The sequence below is a fragment of the Luteibacter sp. E-22 genome, from assembly GCF_049913125.1.
Classification (GTDB): Bacteria; Pseudomonadota; Gammaproteobacteria; order Xanthomonadales; family Rhodanobacteraceae; genus Luteibacter.
In genome coordinates this window covers 1,173,205-1,187,121 of the sequence record NZ_CP183975.1, presented here as the reverse complement: position 1 = coordinate 1,187,121, position 13,917 = coordinate 1,173,205, and the positions used below count along the sequence as shown (strand labels likewise).

At 60.2% G+C, this 13,917-nt stretch carries 6 protein-coding genes; all 6 read left to right on the top strand.

Annotated features, from left to right (window positions below):
* Window positions 1-143: 143 nt before the first annotated feature.
* The 6 genes from ACN9M2_RS05200 (at window position 144) to ACN9M2_RS05175 (ending at window position 13,543) form a co-directional block, all read left to right on the top strand.
* Window positions 144-2,744, top strand: a complete 2,601-nt coding sequence (locus ACN9M2_RS05200; protein ID WP_426287084.1) for a glycosyltransferase — start codon at window positions 144-146, stop codon at window positions 2,742-2,744.
* Window positions 2,745-2,888: 144 nt separating this feature from the next.
* Window positions 2,889-4,655 (top strand): autotransporter assembly complex protein TamA, encoded by a 1,767-nt coding sequence (locus ACN9M2_RS05195; RefSeq protein WP_426287083.1) that lies wholly within the window; start codon window positions 2,889-2,891, stop codon window positions 4,653-4,655.
* A gap of 11 nt (window positions 4,656-4,666) precedes the next feature.
* A complete protein-coding gene (locus ACN9M2_RS05190; protein ID WP_426287082.1) occupies window positions 4,667-8,416 on the top strand; it encodes a translocation/assembly module TamB domain-containing protein in 3,750 nt (1,249 codons plus the stop codon).
* Window positions 8,417-9,135: 719 nt separating this feature from the next.
* The gene (locus ACN9M2_RS05185) at window positions 9,136-9,369 is read left to right on the top strand and encodes a translocation/assembly module TamB domain-containing protein (protein WP_426287081.1); all 234 of its coding nucleotides are present in this window, start codon (window positions 9,136-9,138) and stop codon (window positions 9,367-9,369) included.
* A gap of 719 nt (window positions 9,370-10,088) precedes the next feature.
* Window positions 10,089-11,417, top strand: coding sequence for an HlyD family secretion protein (locus tag ACN9M2_RS05180; RefSeq protein ID WP_426287080.1), 1,329 nt, complete (start codon window positions 10,089-10,091; stop codon window positions 11,415-11,417).
* Window positions 11,414-13,543: a peptidase domain-containing ABC transporter gene (locus ACN9M2_RS05175; protein WP_426287079.1), complete on the top strand. Its 2,130-nt coding sequence runs from the start codon at window positions 11,414-11,416 to the stop codon at window positions 13,541-13,543. Before ACN9M2_RS05180 ends, ACN9M2_RS05175 begins: the two co-directional genes overlap by 4 nt.
* Window positions 13,544-13,917: the final 374 nt, after the last annotated feature.

Here is a 13,917-nt window from a genome sequence, read left to right as displayed (position 1 = left end):
CGCCGAGCCCCGCCACAACCCCCTACTCTGAGTTCAGCCTGACCGGTCGGCCCGCCATGCGTTGAGCCGCAACGCACCGTTCGTTAAGCTCCCCGGGTTACCTCACTGATACCACTCGGGGGCCAGCCGGTCCGGGGATTGTTTTGAGCGCTGCCACGACGACCGAACGAAGCCACCCGATCCTTGCCGCGCTGATCCTCGCGATCCTTGTGGCGGCCCTGAATTTCGGGCTGTGGCTCGTCGCCAACCTGCCCAACGGTCCCAGTGACTGGCATGGTCCCATCCCCGGCTTCGCGTTCACCGCGTACCAGCGCTACCAGAACCCGATCAAGGGCGATGTCTCCACAGATCCGGAAATCGATACGGACCTGCGCCTGATCAAGCGTTACTCGCCGCGCATCCGTACCTACTCGATACTGGAAAATCCCCAGGTCATACGGCTGGCGGACAAGGAAGGCCTCGACGTGATGGCCGGCGCACTGATCGATGCACGCCTCGAGAACAACGAGCGCGAGATCGAAGCCCTGGTCGCGCAGGCCCACCGCTACCCGAAAACCGTAACCCGGGTGATCGTCGGCAACGAGGTGCTCTTCCGCGGCGACCTCAAGCCCGAACAGGTCATGTCCTACCTCGACCGCGTACGCGCCGCCGTGCGCCAGCCGGTCTCCGTGGCCGAGCCATTCCATATCTGGCTGCAGAACCCGGAACTCGCCGACCACGTCGACTTCATCACCGTCCACCTGTTTCCCTACTGGAACGGTATCGAGGCACGCGCCGGCGTCAACGATTCCATCGAAAGCTACAAGGCCCTGCGCGCACAGTTCCCGGGCAAGCACATCGTCATCGGCGAGATCGGCTGGCCTTCCAATGGCGATCGCTACAAGTACGCGTACCCGAGCGTCTCCAACGAGGCGATCTTCCTGCGTACCTTCTTCAACGCCGCGAAAGCCGACGGCATCGACGACTACTACGTTCTCGAAGCCATCGACCAACCCTGGAAGGAAAACCTCGGCGAAGGGCGCACCGGCGCGTACTGGGGCATGTTCAACGCCGATCGCCAGTTGAAGTTCCCCTTCACCGGTCCCGTCACCGAGGACGTGGGCTGGCCGTGGAAGGCGCTGGCGGCTTCCGTCCTGGCCTTCTTCCCGATGCTCTGGTTCGGCATCCGCTTCAACCGCTTCAAGCTGATGGGCCGCCTCTTCTTCATGGCGCTGATCCAGCTCGCCTGCGGCCTGATCGTGTGGTCGGCCACCCTGCCCTTCAACTTCTACCTCAGTCCGTTCGACTGGGCGATGCTGATCCTGCTGTTCCCCGCGCAGATCGCGATCCTGGGCATCCTGCTGATCAACGGCTTCGAGTTCACCGAAGTGCTGTGGCGGCGCAGCTGGGTGCGTCACGCCGGCATGCTGCCGCATGACCCGGTGGAGAAGCAGCCGTTCGTCTCCATCCACCTGGCTTGCCATAACGAGCCGCCGGAGATGGTCCAGATCACGCTCGATTCGCTGGCCGCGCTGAACTACGAGAACTTCGAAGTCCTCGTCCTCGACAACAACACCAAGGACCCTGCCGTGTGGCAGCCGGTCGAGGAATACTGCAAGAAGCTGGGGCCCAAGTTCCGTTTCTTCCATCTGGAACCGTGGCCAGGCTACAAGGCGGGCGCGCTGAATTTCGGCCTCACCGCCACGGACGAGCGTGCCGAAGTGGTGGCCGTGATCGACGCCGACTACGTCGTGCGCGAGGACTGGCTGGCCTCCCTCACCGGCTACTTCCACGACTCGAAGGTGGCCGTGGTGCAGTGCCCGCAGGCGCACCGCGATTTCGAGAAGAACCGTTTCCGCCGGATGACGGCCTGGGAGTACGACGGCTTCTTCCGCATCGGCATGCATCATCGCAACGAACGCAACGCGATCATCCAGCACGGCACCATGACGATGGTCCGCCGCTCCGCACTGGAAGGCACCGGTGGATGGTCCGAGTGGACCATCTGCGAGGACGCCGAACTCGGCCTGCGCCTGATGCATGCGGGCTACGAACTGGTCTACGTCGACGAACTGATGGGCAAGGGCCTCACGCCGGCCGACTTCAAGGCATACAAGAGCCAGCGCTATCGCTGGGCCTTCGGCGCCATGCAGATCCTCAAGGGTCGCTGGAGCTGGATGACCCGGAAGGGCCCGCTCTCGGCAGGCCAGCGCTTTCATTTCCTCACCGGCTGGTTCAGCTGGTTCGCCGATGCCCTGCACTTCGTCTTCACGATGATGGGCCTGCTCTGGACCGCGGGCATGATCTACGCGCCCGAATACTTCAATCTGCCGATGCAGCTGTTCCTGATCCCCGTGATCGGCTTCTTCTTCGCCAAGGCCATCTTCGGTATCGTGCTCTACCGTGCGCGCGTGCCATGCAGCTGGTACGACACCTTGATGGCCTCGGTGGCCAGCATGGGCCTGTCGCATGCCATCGCCCGCGGCATCCTGCACGGCCTCACGCGCGAAAAGACGGCCTTCGTCGTCACCGCGAAGAGTCGCCGCATGGGCGGCAGCAGCTTCGCGGCCTTCGCGCCGGTACGCGAGGAAGGCCTCATGGCCATCGCCCTGCTCCTGGCGGTGATCGGCATGGGCTTGCATTACGGCACCAGCTACGTCGAGAGCGTCCTGTGGATGTTCATCCTCGGCGCGCAATCGATCCCTTATGTATCGGCGCTGGCGGGTGCCTGGATCGCGCATCGCGCGGGCGATGAAGCAGGCTGAGCCGGACAGTCGTTCACGTTTGCTTATCGACGTTGCACGCCTCGCGAGGTAAGTTACGCCAAGACCTGACGTCAGGAGGTGCTGGACGCATCTCCGCTAGCGGCCGTGTCACACGGCCTTGGATCACGACCGGACGGGACGCTCATGCGCCTTACCAGACGCCATGGACTGCTGCTTCTGCCGTGGTTCCTCATGCCCTCGATCGCCCATGCCGGCATCGTGCTCAATGTCGACGGAGTCGACGAGAACCTCAGAAATGCCGTCGTCGCCGGTGTCGAGCTGAGCCAGTACGCCAAACGCGACGTCACCGCGGCGCAAGTGCGCCGGCTTTACGAAAAAGCACCTGACGAAGTCCAGGCGGCACTGCGGCCCTATGGCTACTACGAAGCCACGGTCACCGGCGACCTGAAGCAAGTAGGCAACGACTGGCAGGTGACCTTGCACGTGGTGACCGGCACGCCGGTGCAGGTGACCGCGGTCAACGTCGAGGTCGACCAGGACGCGGCAAAGATACCGGCCATCCGCCGTGCCCTGCGCGGGGTGGAAAACCTCAAGGGCAAGGTGCTCAACGATGGTGTCTACGATGGCGCGCGCGATACGGTCAGTGGCGCACTCACCGCCACCGGTTTCCTCGACGCGCGCCTCGTCACCCGCACGGTGGAAGTGAACCGCGCCGAGCATTCGGCCGCGGTGAACCTCAAGTGGGATGCGGGCCGGCGTTATCGCTATGGCCACATCGTGTTCAGGAATTCGCAGTTCCGCGATGGCTTCCTCGACCGCTACGTGCCGTTCAAGAGCGGCGACTACTTCTCGCAGAACCAGCTGCTCGAACTGCAGCAGGCGCTGAACGGTGCCGATTATTTCGCCGTGGTCAACGTCATACCCGATACCGACAACGCGAAGGACGGCACGATCGACATCGCGGTGGAACTGGCGCCCGCCAAGCGGACGATCTACACCGGGGGCCCCTTCTTCGGTACCGACACCGGCGCAGGCCTGCGCGGCGGCATCGAGAAGCGCTGGATCAACGATCGCGGACACAAGTGGAAGAACGAACTGGTGCTCGCGCAGCGCCTGAAGACGCTCTCCACGCTGTACCAGATCCCGATGCCCGGCCCCAACCAGCGCAGCTTCAACTTCGGCGCCAACTTCCGCGATGCCGACACCGTCACCTCGCAGTCGCGCACGCTGCAACTGGTCGCGAACGAAACCCGGCTCTGGCATGGCTGGCAGCGCACCATCGGCATCAATGCATTGTCGGGCACGTTCACCGTCGGCAAGCGCGGCGGTGAAGGCGACAACGCCGAGGGCCTCGAGCGCGGCCGCAGTACCCTCCTGTATCCAGAGATCACGCTCAGCCGGAAGAAGGGCGACAACCCCACCTTTGTCCGCAACGGCTGGTCCCTCACGCTTACCGCCCGCAGTACCGCGGGGCCGCTCCTGTCGGATGCCAGCTTCTCCCAGGTGATCGGCGACGTGAAATGGATCAAGTCGTTCTGGGGCCGCAACCGCCTGATCCTGCGCGGCAGCGCCGGCAAGCTGTGGACGAGCGACTTCAGCGACCTGCCCCCACAACTACGCTTCTTCGCCGGTGGCGATCGCTCCGTGCGCGGCTACGACTACCAGAGCATCGGCCCGCGCAACGCCTACGACCGCGTGATCGGCGGCGAGGGCCTGCTGGTCGGCAGCACCGAGGTCGAGCACTACTTCACGCGCAACTGGGGCATGGCCGCCTTCGTCGACGCGGGCAACGCGTTCACGGGAACGGACTACAGTCCACGTGTCGGCGCAGGCCTCGGCGTACGCTGGCTGTCGCCCGTCGGGATGATCCGCGCCGATATCGCCGTCCCCGTCGGCGACAAGAACGAACACGGCATTCATCTGCATGTCGTCATCGGGCCCGACCTGTGAGGAGCGCCGGCATGAAATGGTTGATCCGCATCGGTGCCGCGTTCGGCGTCCTGCTCGTCGTCGTCATGCTCGGCGTGTGGTGGCTGGTCGGCAGTGCGTCCGGTCTTCGTTTCGCACTCGCCCGTGCCCAGGCCTTCACCGATAACGCGCTCACGGTGGAGAAGGCCGAAGGCCGGCTTGCCGGCCCGCTGGATATCTCCGGGCTTCGCTATCGCGACGGCAAGGGCATGGACGTCCGCGTCGCCACGGCACACCTGGACTTTTCCTTCGGCGCCTTGCTGCGCAAGCGCGCGCATGTCCACGAGTTGCACGCCGACGGTATCGATGTGGTGCTCGGTCCCGCGGAACCGGAACCGGATACGCCGTCGGAACCGTTCTCCCTGAAGCCGCCACTGGATATCGTGCTTGACAAGGTGAAGGTTGGCCACGTGCGTGTCATGCAGGAAGGCAAGCCCGTGTTCGAGTCCAACTCACTCGATCTCGCCGGCTCGTGGACCGCCAACGGCATCGAGCTGAAGTCCCTCGCCTTGCGCGCGCCCGATGGCCAGGCCGACCTGGGTGGCACGCTCGCCGTCGGCGACGGCTACAAGGGCGATGGAAAGGCCTCCTTCGCGTGGAAGGTCGGCGACGTGGACTATGCGGGAGGGATCGAGGCGCATAGCGATGGCGCGAAAGCCCACGCGATCGTGAAATTGCGGCTGCCCTTCGTGGCCCAGGTCGATGCCGACCTGGTGCAAGGCGGCGACTACGCCTGGACGGCGAAGATCGACGCGCCACGCTTCGATCCCAAGCCGCTGCTCGGCGACGGCAGCCTGGAATCGCTCGGCCTGGCGCTACAAGGAACGGGCGACCGATACAGCGCCCGGCTGGTCGGCGACGTCGACCTTGGCGATTACCGGGTGCGGCTTGCGCCGATCAAGGCGGCGTTCGACCACGAATACAAGCGTCTGACGCTCGACGAGCTGACGATCGCATCGCCCCAGGTCAAGGGATCGCTCACCGCGAGGGGAACGGTCGAGATCGCGGCGCAACCGCTGTCGGCGGACCTCGCCCTCGACTGGAAGGACGTTCTCGTCCCCGCCACCGTCGCCGGCCAGGACCTCGCCAGCACCGGCCGGCTCACCTTCAAGGGCAGTGCCGAGTCTTATCGCGCGGAAGGCGATGTCGACATCGGACCACCCGACCATATCGGCAAGTTCACCCTCGATGTCGACGGTACGCCGGATCGGGTGATCCTCCACTCCGTGCAGCTGAAACAGCGCACCGGGAGCCTCGTCGCGAGTGGCGCACTCACGCTGCGCCCCGCGCTGTCGTGGAAGCTGGACATCAAGGGCGATCGCTTCGATCCGGGCCAGGTCCTCGCTGAATGGCCTGGGGCCCTGGATCTCGATCTCTCGACCGAAGGGCGGCTAGAGAACGACAAGCCGCTGGGCTCGCTCGAACTGCGCAAGCTCGACGGCACGCTCCGGAAGCGTCCACTGCGTGGCGGCGGCATGCTGACGCTGAAGCCCGGCGAAGTGATCAACGGCAACCTCGATCTCGCATCCGGTGGCAGCACCATCCGCCTGGATGCCAAGGGCGACGCCGCCAACGACGCCACGCTGAAGCTCGCCATCGCCTCGCTAGGCGACTGGTTGCCCGATTCAGGCGGCAAGGTCACCGGCGACATCTCGGCCAAGGGCAACCTGCCGAAGCTGGCGGTGAAGGCGAATCTGCGCGGCAGCACCATCGTCTACGCCGACCAGAAGATCGAGGCGATTTCCGTCGACGCGGACATACCGGACATCAGCACGCCGGGCGGCAAGCTCGACGTCGTCGGCACGGGATTGGTCAGCGGAGGGCTGGTCTTCAGCCGCGTCGATGTCGCCGCCCAGGGTAGCCAGGAACGCCACCAGCTCAGCATCGACGCGAAGGGCCGGCCGCTCGCCGCCAACCTGCTTCTCTCCGGATCGCTCAAGAACGGTGCCTGGAACGGCACGCTGTCCACGTTGAACATCGATTACCAGGGGTTGCCGCCCTGGCACCTGCAAAATCCCAGCGCGATGGCCTGGAAGGATGGCGCGGCGAGCATGAGCGACCTCTGCCTCACCGCCGGCGATCCCCTCCTCTGTGTCGCCGCCAAGCAGGACAAGGCCGGCAACCTCGATGCGAGTTATCGCCTGCGTCGCGTGCCCCTCGCGTTGTTGATGACGGCGGCCGAGGCCTCGAACAGCCCCATGCGGGCCGAGGGCATCATCGAAGGCGACGGCAATATCCGACGCACGGCGGCCGGAGCGCTATCGGGCCAGGCGAACGTCACGTCCGCCCATGGTTCGGTGGCCTATGCCGATCGAACCGACCGTCCGCTGCTCGTCTACGACAACCTTTCCGCCAACGCCCAGCTCTCGCCCGACAACCAGCGCGTGACCTTGCGCGCCTCGTTGAACGGTGGTGGATCGCTCGACGGCAACGTATCGCTCAGCGGGGCACAGCAGGCGCTCGGCGGCTCGGTCGCCTTGCACTTGAAGGATCTCTCCGTCGTCGAGCTGTTCACGACCGAACTCGCCGAGGTGAAAGGCGCGCTGGACGCCAATTTCAATCTTGGCGGCACCGTGGCGGCGCCCGCGATCACCGGCCAGGCCATCATCGGCGGATTCGCCGCGGAAGTGCCCAGCGCGGGACTCAAGCTCAAGGACGGCCGGATCAGCATCGACACCACCGATGCGAAGAACTACCTCGTCGACGGCACGATCCGTTCCGGAGACGGCACCTTGTCGATCAAGGGCAACGCGGCCCTCGGCACCGGCGCACAGATGCGCCTCGGCATCGAGGGGTCGAAGTTCACCGCCGTGGACATTCCCGCCGCGAAGGCCGTCATCTCGCCCGACCTGACCATCGTGCAAGATGCCAAGGGCATGAATGTCAGCGGCAAGCTCAACGTCGACATGGCGGACGTCGATGTCGAGCGCCTGCCCGGCGCCGGCGCGACCAAGGCCTCGCCCGACGTCGTCGTGATCGACGACAAGCAGCGTGAAGCCGCGGAGGAATCGGCACCGATCACCGCCGATATCCGCGTCGACCTCGGCAACAAGGTGCACTTGGTGGGCTTCGGCATCGACGGCCGTATCACCGGTCAACTCGATGTTCGCGAACGCCCCGGGCGTGCCACGACGGGTCAGGGTCAGATCGGCGTGGACGGTACCTACAAGGCCTATGGGCAGGACCTGCGTATCGAACAAGGTCAGCTGCTGTTCGCCAGCACGCCGATCGACAACCCCGGACTCAACATCCGCGCCGCACGTACGTTGAATCCCAACGCCACCATCGACGACGGCCAGAAAGTGGGCCTCTACGTTTCCGGTACGGCGCGGCGCCCCATCCTCACCGTATTCTCTAATCCGGTGATGGAACAATCCGACGCCCTCTCCTACCTCGTCACCGGCAAGCCGCTGTCACAAGTGAAGGGTGGCGAAGGCAACATGGTCGGCGCCGCGGCCCAAGCCCTCGGCTCCGCCGCGGGCGACCTGCTCGCGAAGAGCGTGGGCTCGAAGATCGGCGTGGACGACATCGGCGTCAGCAACAACGACGCCCTTGGCGGCACTTCCGCCTTCACCGTCGGCAAGTACCTGTCGCCGCGCCTGTACCTGAGCTACGGCGTCGGCCTGTTCGATCCCGGCCAGGTCATCACGCTGCGCTATCTCTTCAGCCGCAAGTGGAACTTTGAGGCGCAGAACGCGACCGAGTTCAGCCGGGCTAGTTTGAATTACAGGTTGGAGCGCTGAGCGGAGACTCGGCTATCGGCACGCCACCCCTGCAAGGCAGGGAATCAATGTGTCCTTGAATCAATGTGACCTTCATTCGCCTTCGTGGGCAACGCTTTGTAAGCCTGAAGCTAGATACCCTGACGCCGAACTCGATGGGCGGGGGACCAACTTCAGAAGTTATCCGCCGCCCATATTTCAATCAAGTTCGGAAAACGCCGAGCCACATCAAGGCGATAAGTAAAAGTACATAGATTACGACGAGCGTCTTCGCCAAGTTAGTCTTGGCGAATGTGCTAGCGCATGTACCAAGCCCCATAAGAACAAGAAACATATAGAAAGGCATCAGTCTACTACTCGCAGAAATACGCGCCTGCAGCGGCCCCCAAAGTTCCCCCTACGGTAAAGCCCGCCATTCCGCCGAATCCCCACGTACTTCCAACGCCTATCGCCGCACCAAAAAGACTACCGCCCAGCGTGAATCCCGCAACGCACCTGTTATAGCTAACCCCTGGCGGTCTCATCATCAGGCCACCGGACACCTGCGCGACATCGTTGATGCTCAACTCATACATAGTCGTATCCCTTTTTGTTAGTCGATATGTCGGAGCGACCTCGCTCAAACGACCAGCGAATGGAACCACATCGTAGAGAATCGAACTATCAAGCAAGCCTTGCGGAACGTATCAGCCATTTTCTTTTAGTACCGTGAGAATGATCTGACGAGGGGATCTTCTCGGATGAGCATTGGAAGGTACAGCGCCGTAAGCAGCAAACGATGGCTCGGCGGTACGCCGGCACTTGCCGTCGGTAAGTATCTGTCGCCGCGCCGTTACCTGATCTATGGCGTGGGCCTGTTCGATCCGGGTCAGGTGATCACGTTGCGCTATCTCTTCAGTCGCAAGTGGAACTTCGAAGCGCAGAACGCCGCGGATTTCAGCCGGGCGAGCTTCAATTATCGATTTGAGCGGTAGCGCCGCCGCGGCACGCGTGTAACCAGTGAAGTTTCGCTGTCGCCCTACGAAAGAGACGGCGAATGCCAGGTAGCAACGACGGCAACCGCCTACACCGCTATCGGTCCGGACGCGCTGACGTCGAAATGCTCGAATGGTTCAATATTCGACGGAAACACATTCGCTTACACATGGAAAGGAAACCACCAATGCGCGAACTTACATTGACCGAAACAAGCGAAGTGAACGGCGGACTTAAAAAAGTCGACTTTTGCGTTGGCGCAACGTCTCTAATTTTCGCTGGAGCAGGCGCGGTGGTAGGTGGCACTGCGGGATTCGGAATCGGCGCTGGAGCCGGGTTCTCGATAGGTGGTGTCGTGGGAAATTCAGTAGGACAGATGTTCTGCTCATCGTATTTTTCAGACTGATGGTCGATATCTGGTCAATTGCACTTACCATTGTCGGCTTCATCGGAGTCATAACCAAAAATCGTCGTATACGAATCGTTTCAATATCAATTATGGTTCTGATATCGGTGGCCAGAATGTGCGGTCTACTAAGCTAATCTTCCGCAACAGAGTCCTCAGCGTGGCAAAAAGCCGTGCACGTATCGTTAAACGTGTCATCGACATCTACAGCCACGGCCAGCATTGAAATGGAAGGCCGACATACTGAAGGTCAATCGTCAATTCGACGATTCATGACAGACGTGCCCATATAGGCAACCAAAAGGAACGCGGATGAAAGATCACGTTCCAGCGGTGGCATCGATCTTTCGAGAACAGCGATACGCCATGAAGGACCAGCTGTTTAGGCAGGAGGCCGTTGATCACCTGAAGTCTTCCGGCTTTGGGGTATCCATCCATCTCCCCCGCGCACAACGTATCACGGCAATGCTGGCACTGCTCTCCGTGCTAGCCCTTGTTGGATGGCTCTGTACAGGATCATACACACGTCGTGTCACCGTCCAAGGAGTACTTGAGCCTCGCACGGGAATAGTACAGGTGCGTCTTCCAAGACCCGGAAAGGTTGTCAAGATACATGTGTCTATCGGAGACCACGTCAAGGCGGGTACAACCTTGCTCAGTTTGGCTACCGATCGGGAGACCACGCAACATGGGGATGGGTTCACAGCCAAACTTGCTCAACTGACCGCCGATAAGATGCGCCTGAAAGAGGATCTTCTTACCGAGATTCAATCCTTCGAAGAACAAAAGGCAGCCTTGGTCGGAGAGTTGCGTACGGCCCACTCCAGGACAGGACGCCTTGCTGTCCAAAAAACCTTGCAAAAGCAAAAAGTCGATATAAAGAAGGACATTCTCGATCGAATGACACCGCTTCTGAGCAAGGGCTACGTCTCATCCCTTCAATTCAAAGAGCGGGAAACCGAGTTTATTCAGGAAAAGTCAGAACTTGAAGCTGTGTCATTGCAACACGAAGACGCCAAACAGACAGAATCAAACCTGATCTCACGACAAAAAAGGCTATCGATCGATCTTTCTGAGAAATCCAGCCTGATAAAAGACAGGCTATCAAACGTGGAAAGGACGATTCTGCAAGTCGATGCCGACCAGTCAATTCTCATCACGGCTCCGGTCGACGGAAAAGTTACGAACGTGCTCGTATCAGAGGGAACTGGCGTATCTACATCGGAAATCGCAGCCACCATTACCCCCAGTGACGTCGAACTGATAGTCAGGCTATTTGTTGACAGCAATACCATCGGGTTCATCAAGATCGGAACGCCCGTAATGGTCCGCTACCGATCATTCCCGTATGAAAAATTTGGTATTCACCGCGCAAAAGTGTTTCGGATACCGGACTCTGCCACGACGACGTTGAAAACCCAAAGTATCGCGGAGCCATCGTCGATCGATAGGACGGTGTATCGAGTCGACGTCGGCATCCCTATGCAGACCATCAATGTCTACGGCAAGCAAGAGCCCCTGAAAGCGGGCATGGAGGTCACTGCAGACCTTATGCTCGATCGCCGCAAGCTAGTCGAATGGATGTTCGAACCACTTATCGGATTGAGCAAGCGCATGGATAGTGAGCAACCCGGAAGATGAGTGCTGTAAACGATAAAATATCGGATATTTGGCGACTTCCCACATGGCTCGGAAAGAGCAAGCGAACGCCGGTCGTCCGACAGAGCGAGCAAGCTGAGTGCGGCATGGCTTGCCTAGCCATGGTTCTAGGCCATCATCGGCACCACGTATCTCTTCGCGACCTTCGGCACAGCTCCGATCTCTCATCTCGTGGAGCCACGCTGAGCGATCTGATGACGGTCGCAGAAGCCCGCGGCTTACGTTGCCGTCCACTACGGCTCGAACTCGCGGAACTCGGAAATCTGCGGATGCCTTGCATCCTCCATTGGAGGATGGATCACTTTGTCGTACTTCTAAACATATCGCGAAGACGTGCTGTCATTCATGACCCTGCCAGCGGTCGACGTGATATCAAGCTATCCGAGCTCTCGCACCTCTTCACAGGCATTGCCCTGGAGGCTTCACCGGGTGAAGACTTCGTTGGATTGGCGAAGGAGCGGGATATTTCCTTCACATCCATGCTTCAAATGCTCCGCGGTTATGCCCCATCCTTATGGGCGATCCTTGGATTTTCGTTATCGCTAGAGATCCTGGCGCTCCTCATGCCCCAGTTAGTGCAGGTAGTCGTCGATCAGGTCCTCACCAATGGCGACCTTGATCTACTGACGCTTGTCGGTACGGGCTTTATCCTGCTGACGCTTATTCAATCCTTCGTGTCTGCCTGTCGAAGCTGGTCAGTTGCCTGGTTGACCGCCCACGGCGGCATGCACTGGACGGGGGCGATCTTTCACCGCCTTCTTCGCCTTCAACATGGCTATTTTGAACGTCGGCATGTGGGTGATGTCGTCTCGCGCATCGATGCCATTCATGTGATCCAGCAAACCCTGAGCAATCAACTCATAGGGGCGGTGATGGACGGGATCGTCGGTATCGCAACGCTCGCCTTCCTGTTGACCTACAGTCCTCTCTTAGCAAGCATTATCACACTGGGAACGATCGTCTATGGTGTCCTTCGCTTATCCATCTACAGCCGGCTCCGCGAGACAAACATCAATCAGGTTGAATCCGAGGCTTCACAGCGTACAGACCTGGTTGAATCCATCCGGGGCATTCGGACGATCCGTCTGAACAATATGACAGCCATTCGCTCGGCACTGCATGCGAATAGGACAGCCGAAGTTGTCATGCACCAACTTCATGGCAAGAAATTAGTCATCGCTTTTGAAACTGCTGGCAGCATTCTTTCTGGAATACAACGAGTGATCGTGCTCTGGATAGGGGCCTCGTTAACCATGCGAGGGCAGATGACGGCCGGTATGCTGATGGCGCTTTCAGCCTATGGCGATCAGTTCTCCACACGAACCAATATGCTCATCGACTACGTGATTCAACTTCGCCTCCTGAAGATTCAAGGCGAGCGCATAGCCGATGTCGTTCATTCTTCCGAAGAGCCAGACATAGATGGCCGCTATCAAGGCCCGATCCATCAACCATCCGTGGAATTCGTTGATGTCAGCTATCAATACTCAGCTAACTCGCCGTTGATTCTCCGTAGCGCATCGCTGATGGTTCAACCCGGCGAATCCATCGCTATCGTCGGCCCCTCTGGCATAGGGAAAAGTACCGCACTGCGCCTTCTTCTTGGGCTTTCCGACCCGACCTACGGAGCCATTCGCATTGGCGGCGTGGATCTCGCAAGTCTCGGCAAGGCGTACTTCCGCGATCAGATCGGAGTAGTTCTCCAGGATGATCACCTCTTTTCGGGAACGATCGCCGACAACATATGCTTCTTTGACCCTGTAGCGAAGATGGATGATGTCTATGCAGCTGCGGGACTAGCCGAAGTACACGATGACGTTTGCGCCATGCCGATGGGTTACCGAACTTTGGTCGGCGACATGGGGGCTGGCCTTTCCGGTGGACAGAAGCAGCGCATAGTCCTAGCGCGCGCCCTCTATCGAAAACCATCCATCCTTATTCTTGACGAGGCAACAAGTCACCTCGATGTTGCATCGGAACGGCATATCGTGTCTCGGCTCAAAAGCATGAAAATGACCCGAATCATTGTCGCGCATAGACCCGAAACCATTCGTTCGGCGGACCGGGTGGTCGCCCTAATTGGCGGGCGCTTCGTGGAGTCTCCTTAGAAACATACACGCGACTTTCCCGCCAAGCAGGCATCTAGCCAGGGAGGTTTCCGAATCATGGCCTTTAAGGCGCACCATCGTGAGAAGAAAATATAAAACCTTCCTAAGCATCATCGGCAGTAGTGCTGCCATATGGCTAAACGTCGCATTATGAGGAGTCTGTTGACGCACGCGACTCAAAGGGCGGCGTTATCGTGATTTGCCTCGCTTCGTGGTCGATGTCGGTGATTGCCGCACTTTCATACTTAAGAAGTAGACGATGACAACCTGAATTACCTGGTCCGCCGCAAGTATCCTACATGCATCGCGATCAAGACCTATACCACCTCCCATCTCCGCCTATTACATTTGCACACGGTATACGTACGCGCGAA